The 25191-nt window shown below is 37.8% G+C and carries 8 protein-coding genes; 1 reads left to right on the plus strand and 7 read right to left on the minus strand.

Annotated features, from left to right (window positions below):
* Nucleotides 1-155 precede the first annotated feature (155 nt).
* Nucleotides 156-1328 carry an aminotransferase class I/II-fold pyridoxal phosphate-dependent enzyme gene (locus P9B04_RS19500; protein WP_342056637.1) on the plus strand — a complete coding sequence of 391 codons (1173 nt, stop codon included), beginning with the start codon at nucleotides 156-158 and terminating at the stop codon, nucleotides 1326-1328.
* A gap of 131 nt (nucleotides 1329-1459) precedes the next feature.
* On the opposite strand, the gene P9B04_RS19505 is transcribed toward P9B04_RS19500, so the two are convergent.
* The 7 genes from P9B04_RS19505 to P9B04_RS19535 form a co-directional block, all read right to left on the minus strand.
* Nucleotides 1460-9193 carry an amino acid adenylation domain-containing protein gene (locus P9B04_RS19505; protein WP_342056638.1) on the minus strand — a complete coding sequence of 2578 codons (7734 nt, stop codon included), beginning with the start codon at nucleotides 9191-9193 and terminating at the stop codon, nucleotides 1460-1462.
* Between the two features lie 77 nt (nucleotides 9194-9270).
* Nucleotides 9271-16905, minus strand: coding sequence for an amino acid adenylation domain-containing protein (locus P9B04_RS19510; RefSeq protein WP_342056639.1), 7635 nt, complete (start codon nucleotides 16903-16905; stop codon nucleotides 9271-9273).
* A gap of 95 nt (nucleotides 16906-17000) precedes the next feature.
* The gene (locus tag P9B04_RS19515; protein WP_342056640.1) at nucleotides 17001-17894 is read right to left on the minus strand and encodes an ABC transporter ATP-binding protein; all 894 of its coding nucleotides are present in this window, start codon (nucleotides 17892-17894) and stop codon (nucleotides 17001-17003) included.
* A 5-nt stretch (nucleotides 17895-17899) separates the two neighbouring features.
* Nucleotides 17900-19117 (minus strand): ABC transporter permease, encoded by a 1218-nt coding sequence (locus tag P9B04_RS19520; RefSeq protein WP_342056641.1) that lies wholly within the window; start codon nucleotides 19115-19117, stop codon nucleotides 17900-17902.
* The gene (locus P9B04_RS19525) at nucleotides 19114-21675 is read right to left on the minus strand and encodes a DUF4347 domain-containing protein (protein WP_342056642.1); all 2562 of its coding nucleotides are present in this window, start codon (nucleotides 21673-21675) and stop codon (nucleotides 19114-19116) included. Before P9B04_RS19525 ends, P9B04_RS19520 begins: the two co-directional genes overlap by 4 nt.
* A 102-nt stretch (nucleotides 21676-21777) precedes the next feature.
* Nucleotides 21778-23508: an HlyD family efflux transporter periplasmic adaptor subunit gene (locus P9B04_RS19530; RefSeq protein ID WP_342056643.1), complete on the minus strand. Its 1731-nt coding sequence runs from the start codon at nucleotides 23506-23508 to the stop codon at nucleotides 21778-21780.
* A gap of 303 nt (nucleotides 23509-23811) precedes the next feature.
* Nucleotides 23812-24927, minus strand: coding sequence for a hypothetical protein (locus tag P9B04_RS19535; RefSeq protein WP_342056644.1), 1116 nt, complete (start codon nucleotides 24925-24927; stop codon nucleotides 23812-23814).
* Between the last annotated feature and the right edge of the window lie 264 nt (nucleotides 24928-25191).

The raw sequence follows: 25191 nt of genomic DNA on the forward strand, positions 1-25191 counted from the left end.
AAGTAAATTGTACCACAACCACGCTTCAACTGAAACCGTTAGAACCAGGTTTATAGGAGCCAACGCTATTTGATAAGATACAACGCCCTAGTTAGGGGCTTAAAATTTCAAACAACACCTATTCCTGCCTAAACCACTGTTTATTCAGCAACGCCATGAATTTAGTCCATAAATTTGCAAAAGTACAAAATCAAGGGCAATTCTCTCAGCAGTTTATTGAATTCCAAAATACTCTCAGGGAGTCTCAAGATAAGATTGTTTCAGATCTAGTTTTTGGTACCTCACATGATATTGAGGTATCTGCTCTAATTGACGTGCTAAAGACTACTAGTGAACCGAAAACGCCCGATTGGTTCGGATATCTCTCCCATCTTTCAGAGGCACAAGTAGCTATCTCCGCCGGACTCAGTTCCTTAAGGGGAATGAATATCAGTCCTGAAAATATCTTCCTAACCACAGGAACTGGACATAGCCTCTCTGTACTGTTTAGGCTTGTTTGCATACCTCAAGCGGATGAAATTATTGTTATTGAGCCGTATTGGTTCGGATATCAACCACAAATAAAGTCAGCAGGAGGACGCTCAGTTCTTGTTTCACTAGAGCCAGAAAAATTTGTACTTGATTGCGAAAGAATAAGTGATGCAATCAACGATAGAACAGCCGCAATAGTTATTAACTCACCACATAATCCTACCGGTAGGGTGTTTTCAGAGAAAGAACTCTCAGATCTTTCTCTGATGCTACTTGAAAAGTCTGAGTCGCTAAAACGCCCTATCTACCTTATCTCAGATGAGACTTTCATGCGGATTACCTATAGTGGTTTACCAGCACCATCGCCCTGTGCGTTCTATCCTTACTCATTTCTAGCTTATGGGTATTCTAAACAGTTACTAGCAGGTGGTCAAAGGATTGGATATATCGCTCTGGCTCCAGACTTTCCTGATGCTGAGGAAGTTCGGCCTCTGATAAATAGAGATCTCGCGATAGCCAATGGATGGTCTTACCCTTCAGCGCTTATGCAAAGAGCATTACCTCTGTTTGATAACCTTTGTATCGACCTCCAGGAACTAAAAAGTAAAAAGGATTGGTTAACAGCAGAACTGAAAGAGCTTGGATATTCAGTCGTGGAACCAGAAGGTGCGTACTTCTTACTTGTTCATTGTAATGATGATGATGTGGCACTTGCTTTATCTCTGCTTGAACGAGGTGTCTCGGTGCTTCCTGGCTCGACTATGGGCATACCTGGTTATGTGAGAATCTCATTAACTGCGACAAGGGAAATGTTACGTTATGCTGTGAGCAATGGGTTTACAGTTGTGCGTCACTAATTACAGCAGTTTGCGAGTCATTGAAGTACACCTAAGACCTTCTCAACAACACATTTCAATTCATAACGAGATGGCTATCGTTTATACTTTAACCTTTATTTGATGCCTTTTCCCCAATTTTTGTCACCCCGTCAAGATAAAAAGTCTTCTAACTCGTCTGCGGTAAAATCCATTTTGGGGAAGTCAAGCGGGGTGTATTCTCTCTCCTCTAGAAGTAAACAATAATTGATTATTTGTCGTAATATGTCACCAAACTTTTGAATTAAACTATCAATAGTTGATTGGCGATAAATTCCCCTACTATAAGTCCAATCTACCCGTAATTGATTGTTGACAATTAGTGCATTTATCTCGATTAAACAATTCCTGCTATCGCTTTTACTTCTAGCATTTCCAGTAGATTCTTGGGCAGGTTTAAAGGGTGAATTTGCGGAAAATAGACGATCGAATTGACCGAAATAGTTAAAGCGAATTTCTGCATTAGGAATATTTTCTAATTGTTTTTGAATAGTTTTGTTACTTAAATAACGTAAAATTCCGTAACCTATACCCCGATTAGGGACACTATTTAATTGTTCTTTTATTAATGTAATTGCTTGTAAATGATTTTTAGATTTGTTTAAGTCAAAAACTATAGGAAATAAGGTGGTAAACCAACCAATGGTACGAGATAAATTAACATCCTCAAATAAGTCTTCTCTACCATGTCCTTCTAATTCTATGAGTAATTTTTTCTGTCCTGTTAAGGTTTCAAAAGTTTGGGTTAAGGCAGCGATTAAAACCTCATTGATTTGGATTTGATAACGGCTATAAATTTCTTGTAATAGTCTCTGAGTATCTTGTTGATTAAAGCTTATAGAAAGAGTTTCTGCTTCCCTCATGGTATTTTTGCCTGAAGTGAAATCTACAGGTAAAGAAGCAATCGAATGATCCAAGTTAGTGAGATAATAATCTAATTCGGAATCCATTATTTGAGAATTAGCATAGTTTTCTAAACGTTCTGACCAATGTTTAAAAGATGTTGTTTTTGCTGGTAAAGATATAGTTCTATTTTGACTCAATTGTTGATAGATTATCTGTAAGTCTTCTAGTAAAATACGCCAAGAAATACCATCAATAATTAAATGGTGCAGAATTAATAATAAACGACTGCTGCGATTATTTCCTAAATCGAACCAAGCAACCCTAATTAATGGATCTTTATCTAAGGAAAAGCTAGATTGTAGTTGTGTTGCAGTAGTAGAAATAGCTGATGGTAAAACCTGATCGCTTAAATTAGAAAAATCTATTCTAATAAAAGGAATAACATCATTAACACTATTATTAAACTGTTGCCATCCTAATTCTGTTTGTTCAAAACGTAAACGTAAAGCGTCATGATGTTCTAATAATTTAGCGATCGCTTGTTGTAAATGGTGCGGATTAATTTGCTGTTTAATTTCTAATAAAATAGCTTGATTCCAATGATGAGAATCAACTAAATTTTGTTCAAAAAACCAGCGTTGAATAGGGGTTAAAGGAACTACTCCTGTAACTGTTCCTTGTTCAGCTTCGATAGTTAATGTATTTTTGCTGACAACGGCTGCTAGTTTAGCAATAGTTTGGTTTTGAAATATATCTTTTGGAACAAAATTTAAGCCTATTTGATTCGCTTTTGCAACTACTTGAATAGCTAAAATAGAATCCCCACCCAAAGCAAAGAAATTATCATTAATACTAATGCGATCGCAACCTAAAACTTGACTCCAAATAATAGCTAAAGACTTTTCTTGAGGGGTTTGAGGTGCAACAAATTCTTGTGTTGTATCGGTATTAATTTGGGGATCAGGTAAAGCTTTACGATCAACTTTGCCATTAGGAGTTAAGGGGAGTTTATCTAATACCACGTACAAAGAAGGAACCATATAATCAGGTAAGTTTTGCTGTAGAAAACGGCGTAAGTTTTCGTCCCTTGAATAAGTAGTTGCTGACTCCATAACCACATAAGCAACTAACTTTTTATTCCCATTATGATCTTCTTTTACTGTTGCTACCCCTTGAGAAATTTCTGGGTAGTTTAATAAGTTTTCTTCTATTTCTCCTAACTCGATGCGAAAACCTCTAACTTTTACTTGATAGTCATTGCGTCCTAAATATTCAATTTCACCATCTTCTCTTAATCTTACCCGATCGCCCGTTTTATATAACCTTTTTCCCTCTGCAAAAGGACTAGGAATAAACCTCTCTGCGGTTAAAGTCGGTTGGTGCAAATATCCCCTAGCTAAACCTTCACCTCCTAAATATAATTCCCCAGGTACACCCATCGGTACTGGTTGCAAATAAGCGTCTAAAATATAAGTTTGGGTGTTAAAAACAGCGTACCCAATAGTAGGAGAATTTTGCGTTTCTGGGTTAATTAAGGCAAAAGTTGAATAGGTGGTATCTTCGGAGGGACCATAAAGGTTAAAAACCTGCTTCACGGGGGATTTTTGATATAATTGTTGCACAAGATGCTTAGAAAGAGCTTCCCCTGCTAAGTTAATGGTTTTGACGTTGTTAGGAATAGCGTTAAGTCTTAGTAACTCCGTCGCTGCGGTGGGTACTGTATTGATTAAAGTTACTTTATTGGCTGCGGGTAACTCGGGTAAAGCGAGGGCATTTTCTGCTAGTATAACGCTTCCTCCCGAACTTAAGGGGACAAAAATCTCAAATACGGATAGATCGAAGCAGACAGAAGTTGATGCTAATACCCCTGATGTTTGCTCTGATGTAAAGGTTTCTCTGGCCCAGTTTAACAGAGAAACGGTGCTACTATGGGCGATAGCAACCCCTTTCGGTCTACCAGTGGAACCGGATGTATAAATAAGATAAGCTAAATTTTGAGGTAACAGTTGAGGGGAAGGGTTAACGGTAGCTTGTTGACTGATTTTATCTCGATCTGCGTCTAAATCAACAATTGTCACCCCTGAAGGTTTTAAAATGTTGCCTTGGGTGATCAAAATAGGCATTTTGGCATCTTCCACCATTAAAGCCAATCGTTCCGAGGGATAATGGGGATCTAAGGGTAAATAAGCTCCTCCTGCTTTTAAAATAGCTATAAGTGCGATAATTAGTTGTGGGGAACGGTTTAAACAGACACCGATGGGGGTTTCTGGTTGCACCCCTAACTGTTGCAGATAGTGTGCGAGTTGGTTGGCTTGGCTATTGAGTTCGTGATAGGTTAGTTGTTGGGTTTGATGGATAAGAGCGATCGCATTAGGTGTTTTGTTTGCTTGTGTCTCAAAAAGTTGATGGATAAGACTTCCTATTCTCTGTCTTTTTTCTTCCGTTTTTTGTTTTCTTAATAGGTTGCTCTCAATACTTAAAGGGAAACTCCATAAAGGTTGTTGAGGGTTTGCAAGAATACCTGTAATTAAAGTTTTAAAATGTTGAGCTAAACGCTCAATTCTACTATCTTCAAAGAGATCGGTATTATATTCAAAAGTGGCAGTTAATCCCTCGCTTGTTTCTGACATAAACAAGGTTAAATCAAACTTTGCAGTTGTATTTTCTAGTTTCACCGACTGTAAAGATAACCCAGGTAATTCCATAGACTGCATGGGTATATTTTGCAACACAAACATCACTTGAAATAGGGGACTATAACTCAGGTCTCGTTGCGGTTGTAATGCGTCAACTAACTGTTCAAAGGGTAGATCTTGATGACTATATGCACTCAATGTTGTTTCCCTTACCTGTTGTAATAACTGCACAAAAGTCATCGTTCCCGATAACTGCGATCGCAGGGTTAAAGTATTGGCAAAAAAGCCGATCAATTTTTCAGTTTCGCTATAATTACGGTTAGCAATGGGAGAACCGATAACAATGTCTTCGCTGTATGTATAACGATGTAATAGCACATTAAATGCTGCTAATAACACCATAAATAATGTACTATTATGTTTATTACTTAACTGTTTTAAACCATTTGATTGTTCTTGGGACAGTTGAAATGTTATGGTTTTTCCGTTAAAAGTTTGTACTGGGGGACGAGGGTTATCACTTGGTATTTCTAATAAAGTTGTTGCATTTTTTAACTGCTTTTTCCAATAATTAAGTTGAGTATCTAATCTTTCCCCTTGTAACCATTCTCGTTGCCATGTGGCAAAGTCTAAATATTGTATAGGAAGTTCTGGTAAGGGTGAGGATTTTTCTTCTAGAAATGCTTGATATAAGGTGGCAACTTCTTGAATAAATATACCCACGGACCAAGCATCAGCTACACTGTGATGGAGTACCAATAATAATATAGAATCTTCCTCTGCTAAGCGAATTAGTTTGACTCTTAATAGGGGAGATTCATAGAGATTGAAAGGCTGTTTGATTGTTTCTTCTGCTAATTTTTTGGCTGTTTCTTCTGGTTTGAAACTATCTTTTAGATCAACAATAGGTAAGTCTAATTTGATATTAGGGGAGATAATAAGTTGAGGTTTCCCATCAACTGTTTTGATATAACTCCGTAAAACTTCATGACGACTTATTACTTCATTAAGACTCTTTTGTAATAGGTTCATATTTAATTCTCCTGTCAAACGAACTGCACCAGGAATATTATAAAAAGGACTATCAGGTTCCAGTTGTGCTAAAAACCATTGTCTTTGTTGTGCAAAAGATAATGGTAACTCTCCACTCCTTTCTATTCTTTCCAATGATACAATCTCTTGTTTTTCTTCCCCTTCTATTACTTTCGATAAACTCCTAATTGTTGGTCTTTCAAACAACACTCTCAATGGTAGTTCTACTTCAAATACTTGTCTCACTTGGGACATTACCTGTGTTGCTAAAAGGGAATGTCCTCCTATTTCAAAGAAGTTCTCTTCTAAACTCACTCTTTCAAGGTTTAGAATTGTTCCCCATATACCTGCTAATATCTCTTCTGTTGCTGTTTTTGCTACTATATAATCTTCACTTTTTAATTCTATCTCTGGTAAGGCTTTACGGTCAATTTTTCCATTGGGGGTTAATGGTAATTTCTCTAACTCTACAAACCTCGATGGGATCATATAATTTGGTAATTTTTCTCCTATATATTCTTTTATTGATCTGGGATTAATACTTATATCTTCCTGACACACTATATAAGCGATCAAACTTTCTTCTTTTACTATTACTACTGCTTCTTTTATTTGATTATGGTTTAATATTGTTGTTTCTATTTCTCCTAGTTCTAATCTATATCCTCTCAGTTTTACTTGATAGTCTATTCTTCCTATATATTCTATTTCTCTGTCTTCTCCATATTTGACTAAGTCTCCTGTTTTATACAGTCTTTCTCCTGCTTTAAATGGATTTGCTATGAATCTTTCTGCTGTTAGTTCTGGTCTTTTTAGGTATCCTCTGGTAACTCCTTTTCCTCCGATGTATAGTTCTCCTGGTACTCCTATTGGTAGTTGGTTATAGTCTTTGTCTAATATGTACAATTGAGTGTTATTTATGGGTTTCCCTAGTCTTACTTTTTCTGTTTCTACTTCATAAACTGATGACCAAATGGTTGTTTCTGTTGGTCCGTATAAGTTAAAAACTTGTTTTGATTTTTCTTTTAATTGTTCTGCTAAATCTGGTGATAATGCTTCTCCTCCACAAAGGATGGTTAAGTCTTTTTTTCCTTCCCATCCTGATGCTAGTAATAGTTTCCAGGTTGCTGGAGTTGCTTGCATTACTGTTACTTTCTGGGTTAATAATTGTTGCGCTAATGTTACTCCTTCTACTGTTACATCCCGAGATACTAGGATTAGTTTTGCTCCTACTGTTAGGGGTAAATAGAGTTCTAAGGCTGCAATATCGAAGGATAGGGTTGTAACGGATAATAGGGTATCTTTATCTGTTAATCCTGGTTTTTCCTTCATGGAAAGTAGGAAGTTACTTAAGCAACTGTGGGGTACTTGAACTCCTTTGGGAATACCGGTTGAACCTGATGTATAAATGATATAAGCTAGATTTTCTGGGTTGATTTCTAGCTCAAGATTTGTATTTTTTTGTTGATTTATTTCTACTTGTATTTCATTGATATCAATAAAGTGTTTTACTGTGTTTGAGTTGTTGTTTTTTAATGCTGAACTGCTAATTAAATAATCAATTTCTGAGTCTTGAATCATAAAGTCAAGACGTTGTTGGGGATAATTAGGGTCTAGGGGTAAATAGGCTCCTCCTACTTTGAGAATGGCGAGTAAGGCGATTACCATTTCTAAAGATGGTTCTAAATAAATACCGACTAAAGTTTCTGGTTTAACTCCTAACTTGTATAAATAATGTGCTAGTTGGTTGGCTTTTTTATTTAGTTCTTGATAGGTTAATGATTCTTCTTCAAAAACAAGGGCAGTATTATTAGGTGCCTTCTCAACTTGCGCTTCAAATAGTTGATGAATTAAGATATTACTGTTTTCTTTTTCTTCTTTCCCATCCCCTTCTATTAATAACTCTTTTTGTTCCTGATTGGTTAATAAACTTAATTGTGAAATTTTTTGATCGTAATTATTAGTTATTGATTCTAGTAATATTTTAAAATGTTCAATTAAACGTTTAATTGTTGTCTCTCTAAACAAATCTGTATTATATTCAAAAATTCCTCGTAAACCTGATGAAGTTTCATACATATCTAAACTTAAATCAAAGCGAGAAGTTTGACTTTCCCATGATAAAGCATTTAAAGACAGTTCTGATAAATTAACCTTTTGACTAGGTGTATTGTGCAGGATAAACATTACCTGAAACAGTGGATTATAGCTTAAATTACGCTCTGGTTGTAAGATTTCCACTAAATATTCAAAAGGTAAATCTTGATGTGCATAAGCATTTAATGCAACTTCTTTTACTTGAGATAAAAAATCCCCAAAACTAAGATTACTTTTAATTTCTGTACGGAAAATCAAATTATTAACAAATAAACCGATTAAATTTTCAATTTCAGGACGGTTACGATTAGTAACTGTTGAACCTACTAAAATATCATTTTGCCCTGTATAACGATATAATAATATTTTAAAAGCTGCCAACAGGGTCATAAATAATGTTGCTCCTGTTTGACGGGATAGGGTTTTTAGAGTTTCTGAAACATCAGGAGAGACGAAAAATTCTTCAGTAGTACCTCTAAAACTTTGAATAGATGGACGAGGAAAATCTGTTGGTAATTGTAAAATAGGGGGATAATTATGCAATTTTTGTTGCCAATACCCCAATTGCTTAGCTCTTGCTTCTCCCTTTAACCATTTTCGTTGCCAAACTGCAAAATCAGCGTACTGAATCGGCAAACTAGGTAAAGGTGAGGGTTTTTGTTGAGAAAAAGCTTGATAAATAAGGGTTAATTCTTGAATTAATACCCTCATGGACCAATAATCTGCAATAATATGATGAACAGTGAATAATAATATATAATGTTCTCGATCTCGTTGAAAGATAACACTTCTTAATAAGGGAGTTTGTTCTAGATTAAAAGGTCGTAATACTTCCGCTTTAATATTATTTTGTATTTCGGTTTCTTGTTGTTCTTCGGGTAATTCTTGTAAATCAACTAAAGGAATTTCTACAGTTAATTTTGATGCTATTTTCTGTCTTGGTTCGTTATTAACAACGGTAAAAGATGTTCTTAAAATCTCATGTCTTTGGACAATTTCTTTCAAGCTTTTTCTAAGTATATTTAGGTTTAATTTTCCTTTTAATTCTAAAGCAGCAGGAATATTATAAGCAGCAGATTTCGGATGAAAACGGTCTAAAAACCAAAGACGAGATTGAGCAAAGGAAACTGGAAACAATTGCTTTTTTTGTTGCTTTTTCTGCTCTAATTTTGCCAGTAATTTTCTTTTCTGTTCTAAGGAAAGTTTATTGATCGCATCTGCTTGCTTTTTATTCATTTTTCAAAAATAGTTCTGCTCATCCCTATTATAACAAAACATATACCTAAATTTATTACGTAAAAGTTCCTATATTATCACCCAAAATCAACCATTCCTAAAACTTGCTCTAAAGTATCTTCATCTAAGTCTACTAAAGAGAGATCAGATACAGTCTCGTCATTAGATTGACAATCATTTATAAGTTGTCTTAATGTGTTTATAAATTCCTGTGCGATCGCTTCAATAGTAGATATTTTGTGTATCTGATTGCTATAACTCCAAGTAAACTGTAATTCTCCTCCCATTACTGAACCATTAATCTCTAAAAGATGAGGTCTATATTGATTAATATCATGATGTAATCCTGCAGTATAAGGAGATAAATTAAACTGAGAATTATTGGACAACAAAGCATCAAATTGACCCAAATAATTGAAACTAATTTCTGCTAAACTCCGAATGTCTGATTCCTGATGAAGATAACGCATAACTCCGTACCCCATACCTTGATGGGGAATAGAGTTTAATTGCCCTTTAATAGCTTCTAAGGCGGTTAAAAGAGACTCAGACCCTTCCAAGGTCAAAAATACGGGGTAAATGCTTGTAAACCAGCCTAAAGTGCGGGAAACATTCATATTTTCCCATATGTCTTCCCGTCCATGACTTTCTAAATTAATCAGTACAGAATCTTGTCCTGTCCACTGACTAACTGTTTTGACCAAAGCGGTAAGTAAAACCTCGTTTATTTGAGTATTATAAGCTTTAGGAAGGGTTTTAAGCAGGTTTTCGGTGTCTTCTTTACCTAACATAACCGTAACTTGTTCAGTTGTTGCAATGGTATTTTCCCCATCTATGTAGTCCACAGGAAGGGAAACAACGGTTTTTGAGGTAATTTGTCGCCAATACTCCTTTTCTGCTTCTACGTCGTAAGTTTGGAGGGTTTCTGACCAAGTTTTGATAGAGGTTGTTTTGAAAGGTAGTTGGATAGTTTGATTTTCTGTTAATTGTTGGTAAGCAGTTTGAAAATTGTCTAATAAAATGCGCCAAGAAACTCCATCAACCACTAAATGATGAATAATAATTAATAGCTGGTTATTTCGAGTATTTCCTAACTCAAACAGAGCTATTCTTAACAATGGTCCAGCAGATATATTTAAACTAGCTTGTAACTGACTCGCTGTCACTGCGATCGCTGTTTCTTGTTGCTGATCCCCTAAACCAGATAGATCAAAATAATTCAAAGGTACTGGATCATCCTTATCGCTGATCATTGCTTCCCAGTCTGTTTCTCTGGGGTTAAAGCGCATCCGCAAAGCGTCGTGATGTGTGAGTAAATGAGAAAATACGGTTTCTAGTTGGATAAAATCGAGGTTTTTGGGTACTTCTAGGAAAGCAGACTGATTAAAATGAGTCATTTTGGTTAAATTCTGTTCAAAAAACCAGTGTTGAATGGGAGTTAAAGGAACTGTCCCCGTTATTAACCCTTGTTCCCCTACAGATGAGTCCATAGAAGTTGCGATCGCTGCTAACTGAGAGATGGTTTGATGTTGGAATAGGTGCTTAGGAGACAGTCTTAAGCCGATGCGACTGGCACGGCTGACAATTTGTATTGCTAAAATAGAATCTCCCCCTAATTCAAAGAAATTATCCTCAATTCCTACTTTTTCCAGGTTTAAGACATCTTGCCAAATTTTTGCTAACTGGGTTTCAATGGCGTTACGAGGTGCTTCTGTGTTGGATGTGGATAAAATAGGTTGGGGAAGCGATCGCCGATCCACTTTCCCATTCGCAGTTAGGGGAAACCCGTCTAAAATCATGTAATGATTAGGATGGAGATAATCGGGTAATTTCTGACTTAAAAAGGTCTTTAACTCTTCGCTGGAAAGATTTTCGTCAGTTTTCGCAACTACATAAGCAATTAATTGTTTATTCCCTTCGCTGGTTTCTTTCACCATAGCGATCGCCGTTTGAACTTTAGGATATTGTTGTATAGTTGCTTCAATTTCGCCTAATTCGACCCTAAAACCCCTAATTTTAACCTGATTGTCTTTTCTACCCAAAAATTCTATCTGTCCCTCCCTATCATATCTGACTAAATCCCCCGTTTTATACAGTCTTTCTCCTGTTGCAAAGGGACTCGCAATAAAGGTTGCAGCGGTTAACTGGGGACGGTTGAGATAACCCCTCCCTAACCCTTCCCCTGCGATGTATAATTCTCCAGGGACACCGTAGGGAACTGGTTGTAAATAGTTATCCAATATATAAACTTGAGTCTGAGAAATGGGACGACCAATGGGTACAGAATTATTAACTTGCTCAACGTCGGTTAAAACAGAACAACAAGTAAAAGTGGTGTTTTCGGTGGGACCATAACCGTTAATAACGCGACAATTAGGATAAGTTTGTAAAACTGTTTTAACGTGAGTAAGTGAGAGTATGTCACCTCCTGCAAGTAAATAACGTACATTTCCAAACGATTCTAACCTTTCCTCTACCATTAAATGGAATAAACCTGCTGTTAACCAGAGAGTTGTTACCTCATAAGTAGCGATCGTCTCTGCTATTTCTTCTAAGGAAGGGGTTTGACTGGGTAAAATAACTAAACTTCCCCCATTGAGTAATGCACCCCAGATCTCGAAAGTTGACGCATCGAAGGTATATGGGGCAGCTTGTAAGAAAACATCATCTTCCCTCAGAGCAACATAATTGCTATTTTTAACCAAACGAACTACACCACGATGGGGGATACATACACCCTTAGGAATACCTGTTGAACCTGACGTATACATGACGTAGGCGAGATGTTCAGGGGTACTATGAACAGAGGGAGTACTTTCGGTTTCTTCAGTGATGGCAGTTTCATCAATATGGATAACGGTTACAGGATGAGGCCATGGATAATCTATATTTGTCTGGGTTAGTAATAGGTTGATTTTAGTATCTTCTAAGAGTAAGTTAATTCTTTCTGGAGGAGAATTAGTATCTATAGGAACATAAGCTCCACCAGACTTAAGAATAGCTAAAATACCAATAATCATCCCTAAAGAACGCTCAACACAAAGACCGATCAGTGTATCTGGTTGTACCCCAAACCGTTGTAAATAGTTGGCCAGTTGATTGGTTTTTCGATCTAGTTCTTGATAAGTTAATTGCTGATCTCCACAAATAACTGCGATCGCATCGGGGGTTTTATGCACTTGTTCTGCAAACAGTTGATGAATAGAAAACTGTCCCACACTATCTGGTTGAAGAACATTCCCCATATTAATAATAAGTTCTTGTTCTTGTTCATCGAGCAAAGATAACTCTGATATAGGTTGTTCTGCGTCTGTAATAATAGCATTTAAAAGGGTTTCAAAGCAGTTTCCTAAACGAATAATAGTTTCTTGCTTAAATAACTCAGTATTATATTCCCAAGTAGTTAATAACCCGTCTTCTGTTTCCCTCATCATCAGAGTTAGATCAAACTTTGCAGTATGGTTATCCATTTCTAAGGGTTCCCATTGTAACTCTGGTAGTTGGATGGGGTTCAAAGGTGTATTTTGTAGGACAAACATCACTTGAAACAGAGGAGTATGACTCAAAGATCGGGGTATCTCTAACGCTTCTAATAGTCTCTCAAAAGGTACATCTTGATGAGAGTACGCACCTAAAGCAACCTGTCTCACCTGTTTCAATAAGTCAAGAAAGGTAGGATTTTCTGATAAATCGATTCTTAATGCTAAAGTATTGACAAAAAAGCCGATTAAACCTTCAATTTCACCATAATTACGGTTAGCAATGGGGGAACCAATAACAATATCTTCGTTGCTACTGTAGCGATGCAGTAACACAGAAAATGTCGCCAATAGTAACATAAATAAGGTAGTCCCTGTTTGATGACAAAGACTTTGCAACTGTTCGGTTAGGGGTTGAGATATAGTACAAGAATAAGTAGAACCGTGAAAATTTTGCACAACTGGACGAGGGCGATCGCTTGGCATTTCTAACAAGGTTGGTGCATCTTGTAACTGGGTTTTCCAATAATTAAGTTGAGTATCTAATCTTTCCCCTTGTAACCATTGTCGCTGCCATGCTGAAAAGTCTAAATATTGTATAGGAAGTTCCGGTAAAGATGATGGTTGTTCTTGTAAAAATGCTTGATAAAATGTAGCAACTTCCTGCACTAAAATACCCATTGACCAAGCATCTGAAATAATATGGTGCATGGTTAATAATAGGATATGTTCTTCTTCTGTTAAACGTAATAATTTTACTCGCAATAAAGGACAACTTTCTATATTAAAAGGTTTTTGTGCTTCTTCTTGACTCAACTTTGTAATAGTTTCTTCTTGTTTTTCCAGAGGTATTAAACTTAAATCAATTACAGGAATAGATAAGTTAGTTGTGTCTGTAATAGCAATGTTGGGTTTCCCATCTTGAGTTATAAAACCAGTTCTTAATACCTCATGACGCTTCATAACTTCCTGGAAACTATGGGTTAAAGCAACAATGTTTAAAGAACCTTTAAACCGAAGAGCGATCGCAATATTATAAAAAGGACTATCAGGTTCAAGTTGTGCTAAAAACCATTGTCTTTGTTGTGCAAAAGATAATGGTAACTCTCCACTCCTTTCTATTTTTTTCAACGATACAATCTCTTGTTTTTCTTCTCCTTCTATTACTTTAGATAAACTCCTAATTGTTGGTTTCTCAAACAACACTCTTAATGGTAGTTCTACTTCAAATACTTGTCTCACTTGGGACATTATCTGTGTTGCTAAAAGGGAATGTCCTCCTATTTCAAAGAAGTTCTCTTCTACACTTACTCTCTCAATGTTTAAAATTGTTCCCCATATACCTGCTAATATCTCTTCTGTTGCTGTTTTTGGCACTATATAATCTTCGCTTTTTAATTCTATCTCTGGTAAGGCTTTACGGTCAATTTTTCCATTGGGGGTTAATGGTAATTTCTCTAACTCTACAAACCTCGATGGGATCATATAATTTGGTAATTTTTCTCCTATATATTCTTTTATTGATCTGGGATTAATACTTATATCTTCCTGACACACTATATAAGCGATCAAACTTTCTTCTTTTACTATTACTACTGCTTCTTTTATTTGATTATGGTTTAATATTGTTGTTTCTATTTCTCCTAGTTCTAATCTATATCCTCTCAGTTTTACTTGATAGTCTATTCTTCCTATATATTCTATTTCTCTGTCTTCTCCATATTTGACTAAGTCTCCTGTTTTATACAGTCTTTCTCCTGCTTTAAATGGATTTGCTATGAATCTTTCTGCTGTTAGTTCTGGTCTTTTTAGGTATCCTCTGGTAACTCCTTTTCCTCCGATGTATAGTTCTCCTGGTACTCCTATTGGTAGTTGGTTATAGTCTTTGTCTAATATGTACAATTGAGTGTTATTTATGGGTTTCCCTAGTCTTACTTTTTCTGTTTCTACTTCATAAACTGATGACCAAATGGTTGTTTCTGTTGGTCCGTATAAGTTAAAAACTTGTTTTGATTTTTCTTTTAATTGTTCTGCTAAATCTGGTGATAATGCTTCTCCTCCACAAAGGATGGTTAAGTCTTTTTTTCCTTCCCATCCTGATGCTAGTAATAGTTTCCAGGTTGCTGGAGTTGCTTGCATTACTGTTACTTTCTGGGTTAATAATTGTTGCGCTAATGTTACTCCTTCTACTGTTACATCCCGAGATACTAGGATTAGTTTTGCTCCTACTGTTAGGGGTAAATAGAGTTCTAAGGCTGCAATATCGAAGGATAGGGTTGTAACGGATAATAGGGTATCTTTATCTGTTAATCCTGGTTTTTCCTTCATGGAAAGTAGGAAGTTACTTAAGCAACTGTGGGGTACTTGAACTCCTTTGGGAATACCTGTTGAACCTGATGTATAAATGATATAAGCTAGGTTTTCTGGGTTGATTTTTAGAGCAAGATTTGTGTTTTTTTGTTGATTTATTTCTGCTTGTATTGTACTGATATCAATAAAGTGTTTTACTGTGTTTGAGTTGTTATTTTTTAATGCTGAACTACTAATTAAGTAATCAATTTCTGAGTCTTGAATCATAAATTCAAGACGTTGTTGGGGATAATTGGGGTCTAGGGGTAAATAGGCTCCTCCTACTTTGAGAATGGCGAGTAAAGCGATTACCATTTCTAAAGATGGTTCTAAACAAATACCGACCAAAGTTTCTGGTTTGACTCCTAAGTTGCGTAAATGATGTGCTAGTTGATTAGCTTTTTTATTTAGTTCTTGATAGGTTAATAATTCTTCTTCAAAAATGACGGCAGTGTTGTTAGGTATCTTCTCAACTTGCGCTTCAAATAGTTGATGAATTAAGATATTACTGTTTTCTTTTTCTTCTTTCCCATCCCCTTCTATTAATAACTCTTTTTGTTCCTGATTTGTTAATAAAGCGATTTCCCATAACTGTTGCTCAGGATTTCGTGCAATACTGGTTAACAAATTTTCCAAGTGTTTAATTAAACGATCAATACTGCTATCAGAAAAACGTTGCTTGTCATAACTAATACGAAAAGCAAGAGGAGAACCAGGCAGTACAGAAACAGTCACAGGATAATTAGTTTTTTCTACCCCTTGACCCTCACTAATAGTTAATTGATTACTCCATCCTTGTAATGCTTTATCAAGGGAAATAGGATAATTTTCAAAGATAACTAGACTCTCAAATAAAGCAGTGCCTCTAGGAACTTCACTCCATCCTTGAATCTCTATTAAAGAGCTATAACTATACTGTTCTTTTTCAATTTGTTGTGTCTGTAAACTTTGTAACCAAGGCAATAAAAAAGTAGTAGATTTAATTTCAATTCTCACAGGAAGGGTATTAATAAATAACCCCACCATTGATTCAACATCGGTTAAAGAAGGAGGACGACCGGAAACCGTTGCACCAAAAATAATATCCGATTCTCCACTATAATGACTTAATAATAAAGCCCAGGCTCCTTGAAATAAAGTATTGAGAGTTAAACGGTGTTTTTGAATAATCGTTTGTAGAGACGTGGTTAACGAGTTTGATAGTTGATAATGTTTTTCTTTCCGTTCTTCTGAAACAGAATTATTACCAATACTTAAAACTGTCGGGGAAATTAATCCTTGTAAACTATTTTTCCAAAATGCGGTGGCTTGTTCTTGATTTTGTTGTTGTAACCAAGTAATATAATCCTTATAGGGACGAGTAGGTTGTAAAAATAAATTTTGCTCTTTTCTAAAAGCTTCGTAAAAAGCAAAAACCTCTTTAAGTAAAATACCATTACACCAACCATCCAATAGTAAATGGTGATAGTTCCAAACAAAATAATAGGCATCTTCTCGCACCTGCATCAACCCACAACGCATCAAAGGTGCATAATTAAGATCGAAACCCTGCTGTTGTTCTACTAATAGAAAAGAGCCTAATTTTTCTTCTTGTTCCTGCTCAGTTAAACCACGCCAATCATACTCTATCCAAGGCAATTCTACCTCTTGATAAACCACTTGTAAGGGTTTTTCTACTTCTTCCCAATAAAAAGCCGTTCTAAGAATTGTATGACGATTAATCACTGCTTGCCAAGCTTGTTTAAACGCCGATATTGATAGCTTTCCAGTCAGTAAACAACTCCTTTGCTCACAATACATTCCCGAACTAGAATTGTACAATGAATGAAACAGCATTCCTTGCTGCATGGGAGAAAGTTCGTAAATATCAGAAATTGTTTCCATATTTAGTAGTAGAAATTGGGGATTTAGAATCGAAAATTACACTATTTTTTGTTTCTTATCTATCTTAATCTTATAATTAATAATCTATGATTTACTTAAGTTTTTGCCTTGGCTAAAATATCTTTTTTGCTGGCTAAAGCAGAAAAATAAACATCATTTAATTCTGGCTCAACCTCATCAAAACCCTCATCGGGAGCAGTTTCACTAAAAATACGAACATATCGTTTTCCCTGGCGCATTCTAGCAGTAATCACTGTCAATTCTTCCTTCATATTTCCTGCTTCTGTTGGACTCATTACTTTCATCCAAACTTTACCGTGAAGCTGCTCCATTAACTCGAAAGGACTTCCCTGAGTAACAATTTTTCCTTGATTAAGGATTGCCATTTGTGGACAAAGACTAGCTACATCTTCTACAATATGAGTAGATAAAATTAACACCCTGTCTTTACTAATTTCTGCTAATAAATTCTGGAAACGAATGCGCTCTGTTGGATCGAGTCCAGCCATAGGTTCGTCGACAATAACCAATTTTGGCTCCCCTAACAAAGCTTGGGCAATTCCAAAACGTTGACGCATTCCCCCTGAAAACGTCCCTAGCTTCTGCTTCCTTTTTTCGTAAAGGTTAACCAGTTGTAACTGATAAGCTACCATATCTCGTCGTTGACGGGCTTTAACAAACCCCTTAAACACCGCTAATAAATCTAATAACTCCTCAGCCGAAACATTGGGATAAACCCCGAAATCTTGCGGTAAATAACCTAACCAACGCCGTGTCTTTTGGGGATCTTCAAAAATATCCACCCCATCCAAGGTAACTAAACCAGAATCTGCGTCTTGTAGGGTAGCCAAAGTCCGCATCAAACTGGACTTTCCCGCACCATTGGGACCTAATAACCCAAAAATTCCAGGTTCTATGGTTAAAGAGATATTTTCTATGGCTCTAATGCCGTTATTGTAAGTTTTATTTAATTCCTGAATGACTAACATTGTGGTTAATTTCTCTTTAAAGCAACAATAGGTTCTAAAGCTGCCGCTTGTTTGGCAGGAAACACCCCAAAAAATAACCCGATCGCACTAGAAGTCCCTACTGCTACGATAACAGCTAGGGGTGACAAATAGGGTGAGAGGGGAGAGACGACACCGATAACTGTGATTAAACCGCCACCGAGTACAATACCAAAAGCTCCTCCCACCACAGAAAGAATCAAAGCTTCAACCAGAAATTGCTGTAAAATGTCCTTTTGAGTCGCACCGATCGCTTTCCGTAAGCCGATTTCTTGGGTGCGTTCTGTAATCGAGACTAACATAATATTCATAATACCGATCCCTCCTACCAACAAAGAGATTCCAGCAATTACAGATAGCATCAAAATCAATGCTGTGGTGATTTGGTCAACAATTTGTAAAATATCTTTTTGGGTTTCCACATTAAAATCGTCTTCTCCTGTAATTTTATGCCGTAGTCGTAATAAATTTTCGATCTGAAAACGAGCAGCTTTAATACTATCAGGATCTCTTGCAGACACAGCAATAAAGGTTACTTGGGTTCCGTAAGGAGAGTTTCTCCCCACCAACTGATTGGCCATAGTAGTGATGGGAACATAGGCAACCAGATCCTGATTAGTGTTAAGAAAAGACCCTTTGGCCTTCATAATACCAATAACTTCAAAAATCTCTTGCTTAATGCGAATTTGTTTCCCAACAGCGTTTTCTTCCTCAAACAGTCGTTCTTTTAAATCCGGTCCCAAGACAACAACACGACTATTCCGTTTAAGATCCGAATCAGATAAAAACCGTCCTTCTGCTATTTCGTAGTTTCTCACAGCCAAAAAGTCGGGGGTTACCCCAAAAACTAACTCGATGGCATTTCGACCCCGATAGCTCATTATATCCCTTAAATTTAGCTGAGGAGCCACTTTAGCCACCGCCGGCACTTGAGATGCAATGGCATTAGCGTCTTCGAGAACCAGAGTTTTAGGCGGTTCTATACTCATGTTTCGAGTATCCTTTGATCCCGGGTTGATAAACAGCACATTTGGACCCAAGGAGTTTAACTGTTCTAGAGCCAATTTTTGACCAGCTTGACCAACTCCCACAATAGAAATAACCGAAGCACTACCAATAATTATCCCTAACATGGTGAGCGCACTTCGTTGTTTGTTGATTAACAAAGTCGCCACAGCCATGTTAAGGGTTTCTAGAATGTTCATGTTGAAATATCAATCCTCGCGATCGCGTCGTTGAAGTCTTTGTCCCCTAGGTTGAAGAATTCTTCAAACCCGATAGTTTGACTATCGATGCCGATTATATGGTCTACTTGATCCGGGTTGGCCAGACGATAATTAAAGTAGGCGATCGGCTCTAATATGGGGTCGTTATTAATATTATCAGCTAAAAAACTATCAACAGTTCCGTTAGTAATCAAAAAAGGAGCCAATATTTTTCGGTCGTTGCTCGATAAAGTGACGCTACCGCTACCGCTTCCTTGGAACCCTAGTACCCTGTTTCTGATAGCTTCTGCTGCGTACCCTGGCGCACCTGGAGCGATTCCGTTAATTGTTCCTGATGTATCATCCACTTCGTAGAGGCCGATAAAGTTATCGTAAACCCCATCGGCGTTGACTGTGAATTGCACCACGATATTGTCATCAATGGTACCGTCCCTATCAAAATCTGCATTGCGTAGGTCTAACGCCTCCCCTGATGTATCGTCTTCTAAGGAAAGATTTCGGGGAGACTCATCCTCTGTGACTTCGATACTGAGGCTAAGATCGTCAAAGTTTTCGCCGTTTTCCTCAGAAAGCTCGAAATCTAGTTGTAATTGATTCGAGCCGTTTTCTGAAGCAGTTCGCACTGGATTAAATCCATTGTTAGCTGAGGGTGTAGCAAACACCACTCGACTTTCGGGCATATTTTCACTGGTAATACCGGTACCACTAATAATCCCTTGTGTTGTGTCATTCAAAACGGCGTAAAAGCCTATCCGTTGGTTTCCCGAGAAGTCTGATAACGTTTGGGTGGGATTACCAAAAACATTATTTGGTAACTGAGCAAAAAGGGGTCTTGCTCGGCCGAGGGCGACGTTTTGATAGTTGTCGTCTCCTGGTCTAACATCCGCAACCCCATCTCCATCTGTATCAAACCCTCCTTGATCGTCGTCCACCTCGAATATTCCTACTTCGATCGCCCTGGCTAAATTCCCCCCCACAAGACTAAATTTGGCGTTGATGGTTTGTAGAGGAGATCCCACAAACTGTAATGTATTGGCTTGTGTGTCCAGTTCTAGGGGCAATATGGAGGTATCTACGAGGGAAAAGGTAGCGGAGTTGGCTACTGGATCAACTACGTAAGTTTCTTCTGGTTCTAAGGTAAAACTTAAGGACTCTAACCCTTCTTCGATGCCATCGTTGAGTACAGGGAGGCTAATGGTTGCGGTTGGTTCGGTTACGGTTAGAGAAAAACCCCCACGATCTTCGTCAAAAACTAAGGAATTACCCCCCGTAACGGTTGCCTGAGCGAGATTAAATTCCTCTAGTCTATTACTCAAGTTCGTACTAATAAAGACTACTAGACCTTCTTCTGAGGGGTTTTGGTCTAAGGTCAAAGTGAGAACTGCAGTGGTTTGTTCTGTTTCAACTAGCAGTTGTGGACTACCGCTTAATTCAACCGATGGGTTACGGTCAGGATCTGTAGGATCTGTGGGATCTGTAGGATCTGTGGGATCTGTAGGATCTGTAGGATCTGTAGGATCTGTGGGATCTGTGGGATTTGTGGGATCTGTGGGATTTGTGGGATCTGTAGGATCTGTGGGATCTGTGGGATCTGTGGGATCTGTGGGATCTGTAGGATCTGTGGGATCTAAGTCATCACGGGTATCGACAAAAGTAATGGTGATTGAACTGGCGCTGGAATCTACTGTGTAGCCGTCTCCTTGTTGTAAGGTATAAATAACATCCTGAGGTGCTTCCGCAATCCCATCCATAAAAATGGGAGAACTGATGGTAGCGATCTGTTCAGTAATATTGAAGCTAAACGCTGTATTGTCGAAGTCAGGTACTGGAAAATCTCCACCGACTACGGTTATATCGAAGACAGTGAGTTGATTCAAATTTTCGGGAACGTCACCTGCAACTGTAACGGTTACACCCCCCTCAGGAGGGGGTTCACTTAGCTCGAAGCGAAAAGTGAGTATGGTTCCTTCTTCTTCGATGAGGATTGTTGTGGGTGCTACTAAACGAATGGTGGGGTCAAAAGTTCCCCTGTAAGCTTCTTGAACTAAGGGGCTTAAGGCCAAACTTTCAAATACATTCCCCAGTCGATAGTCTAGTTGCCAACTGCCTCCTTTGTGGGGATTACCAACTCGTTTGGTGGATGCTGTTAAAGCGGTTCCTGTTAGTTGGTGCCAACGGCTCAAAAATTCTTGCCCGATGTTTCCTGCTGCCACCTGACATCCATAGAGAACAACGGAGGTGACTGTCTTTGCCCATTGTTTTAGGGCAGTTTCATATTCTGCTAATGTACCTAAACCTAGTTGTTGTTCACCAAGGTACAAGGAACCAGGACTTCCATGAGATACAAGGTGAAGACTGGTAATATTTGGTTGTTTTTTTAACGCCTCGGTAATCTGTTGGATGCTATTTTGCTGAGGGTTAAGAACCAGGGTAGAGGTTCCTTCTGTTACTCCTGTTATCAGCTGTTGAGGAGAGTCTACACTGGGATCAATTACGACTAACCGAGTCGGTTCTATCCTTTGGTTATGGTTTTTCATACGCGAGTTATTTTTCTAACGTCTATCGTCTCAATGGGAGGAGTTAATTCGTTAGTGGATTAATAATTATTTGTGGTCAATTTTTACTTACCTTCTTCTATGCTAACGCACCTGTTTGAGACTTTCTATTTTTTTAGTAAATAATTCGGTAAGCAAACTCATAACGGTGCGATCTTCCCTCACTTTTATGTTGACACTGACTGACATTCCTGATTGTAGGGGAATTTCCCTGCCGTCGGTTTCCAGTAACTGGGTGTCTAGTTTCACTTTTACGGGAAAACGGTAATAGTTATCAATTTCATCCGGGGGCAAAGCATCAGAACCGATGGAGATTACTTCTCCTTTGATATCACCAAATTCGCTAAAGGGGAAGGAGTCGATTCTAATATCGCTTTTCATGCCTTCGCGGACAAAACCGATGTCTTGGTTGGTGACATTTACTTCAGCTACTAAGAAATCATCGGGGACAATTTTTAGGAGGGCTTCTGTTTGGGATGGGGGTGGCACATATCCGGGAGTAGCTTGTAGGTCAAAAACCGTTCCCGCAACGGGCGATCGCAGTTCTTGGTATTTTAGGGTTACTTGAACCCCACTCACTTGACTATCGAGTTCGGCGATGCGTTTTTCGTTTTCTACAACGTTTTTGGTAAGTTGACTGTCAATATCGGCAATTCTTTGGTTGTTACTGGCTATTTTATCCCTAATTTCCCGTTCTGCTAAGGCAGTAGTGTTGGTTAGTTGCACTTGAGCTTGGCTAATAGCCAGTTGTAATCTCTGTTGTTCTTCGGCTAGTTGGTCGATTTCTGCTAGACGATTTTCTATTTGTTGCTGCTGACGTTCATACTCGATCGCACCATTGCCCCTACTCTCTACTAGGGCAGCGTAGCGATCGTTAACTTGCTGTTCTTGCTGTTTGATTTGCATTTGGGCGATCGCTCCCTCTTCCAGTAGGGGAGTAACGTCCTTTAACATTTCTTGTTCGATTTCTAAACTTTCACGGGCTCGAGCTTGTGCCATTTGGTTGCGAACATCTATGTTTTCTAATACCTGCTGATCTTTAGCTAGTTGGACTTCAGCTTCGGTTAGTTTAACTTGATTTTGGTTGAGTTGCTTCTGCAATTTTTGCACTTCTATCTGGGCGGACCTAGCTCTAGAGATAACTTCTGTTCTTGTGGCTTGTAGCCTGGCAAGCTCTTGTACAGTTAGGTTTGGGGTTACTGCACCTTCGTTTACTAATCCTGCAAAGATTCCTTGAAAGAGACGATTCTCGCTGACTAAAGTTGTTCTACTACGGGCTAAGTCTGCAACGGTTGGTGATAGTTTTAGCCGTGCGATCGCTGCTTCAACCTGGTAAGCGTCTAGGGATTGTTGGATTAGGGTTTGGTAGAATTTATTTTCTTGTTGCAAGTTTTGCAGAATTTTCTTTAAGGAGGCTAACTCCGCAAACGATGCGGTGGAGTCTAGTTTCAAAAGCACTTGATCTTGTTCAACTTGATCTCCTTCTTCGACATAAACTTCTTCTACCACACCACTAACCGGTGCTTGAACCTCTTTAACACTCCCTTGGGGCTTTAATTGTCCTTTTGCTGGTATTGATTGCTCAATTTTGGCTACATTTGCCCAGATTAGTCCTGCAGTTGTTACAGTGACAATGGCACCCACTACGGCTCGTGACCAGAAGGGGGTTTGTTGCAACATGACGGAGCGATCGAAGTTTCTTTTGGGAGCAAAGCGTCTGAGAATTCCAGGTGATGCCTCTTCGACGTTTAAAGGGGGATCGATTGGTTCTTGGGGTTGGGGGTTATTTGTCAGGTCATCTCTATATTGACTCATTTTTCCGTTGCTTTTCCTTTGAAGACTGCACCAGCTTAATCAACTATTATAGTAGGAATTTTAACGTTTATTAATTAAGCGGATTTGCTATTAGGTGTGCCTCATGAGTCCCAGAAAAGCTATAGCAGTTCCCATACTTGTGAGGTACAAATTTTTCTAGTTTTAGGAGTCAGGAGTTCCTAACTCCGTTCCGGCGCTGTCGCACAGTAGTCAGGAGTGAGGAGGCAGGTGTGGAATGTACTTTAATAACTCGCAAAGTACCGTATTATCTCCTCAAAAAAGATTTAACTCCTAAATCCTAACTTAGTTTTGTTGTTTATTTTCTTTTTTCGGATCATTCTTTGAATCGTAACGTTGACCAGAAGAACGCACTTCAACAACTTTATTCAATAAATCAAACCAGAAAGGTGCGCCCTGTGCTAGAGCAAATGCTGTCAGAACCCAACCCGCAATTGCTAGTTTTCGCGACTGAGTTCGTTTTAGATAAAGTATATCATTAGTAATAGGCACGGTAAAACTATTACTTATCTGTGATTCAGTAAGATTAGCTTTGCTTTCCCAACCAATAGGAAAAGAACGAATTTGATTAACATCAATTTCTTTAAACTTTTCGATACATTGACTTTTTTCTGAGTTTTCACATTCAGTTTGTACTGACGAGATTCTTTGTTCTACAAAACCGCTCAAGGTTTTATTCAATGCAGGATCGTTGTAAAGTTGATTAACAATATGAACAGTGTCAATATTCCAAGCAACAGCAATGACCAGTCCCAGAATAAAGGAAAGTCCAAATGTATTTCTTTTATAAACACCTGTTGCACGGTCCATAGATTCGTTGTACCATACTGCAATATTTGCTCGAAATTCTTTGATTGTTGCTTCTCCATTTTTTGCTTTATATTTCGTTTTACGGGCTAAAGCAGAAAGATTTTCTCGCAACTCTTTGGGTAGTTTCGATAAATTTTTATTTTTACTTTGTGTATCTTTATTCAAGGAGTCTTCGAGTTCTTTAATAACATTATCTAGAGAGTTATTCCCGGTTTCAAAATTCAGACCGTAATCTTTTCTTAAAACTTCTAGTAAAATATCGGAAAATGCCTCAGCGTTTAGATAGGAAGGTCCGACAGAGTTCCAACCCTTCAAAAATTGTTTTAGCCATTTATTACCTTGTTGATTGAAGGATTTAATTAGCGGGTTTTCATAGAATTTATTAGTGACAGGAGGAGCATACCATTTGTATAAAAGAATCATCCTAAAAAATGATAATGACCTAAGGCTTTCAGCACCTCTTAGAAAAGCTAACGTGTAAAATTGGGATACTCCCGTGACACTTGTGTCTTTATCCTCTTCTGTATCTCCCAATAATGTTCGAATGCTAGACTTTAAATTTTTTGCTCTAAGTGCCAATAAAGCAACCACTTGTTCTTGTAAAGCTGAAAGAACAATACTCAGGGCAAAATAAACAAAAAATAGGTTGATAGCAATATTTAAAATATTAGGAATTAGCATCGTTTGAGTTGAATTTTGAGTGGTTGCTTCTGAGAGTACATTAGATTCTTGATTATTATTAGTTGAAGATATTCCGTTCTGACCTGAAGTATTAGCACTAACTTGACAATAATCTTTTGTATAGCAATCAGGAATGAGGTGTGAGAAAATGAAAGAATAGTAAATCTAGACTAA

Origin of the sequence: Crocosphaera sp. Alani8, assembly GCF_038442745.1 — a bacterium.
Taxonomy (GTDB): Bacteria; Cyanobacteriota; Cyanobacteriia; order Cyanobacteriales; family Microcystaceae; genus Crocosphaera.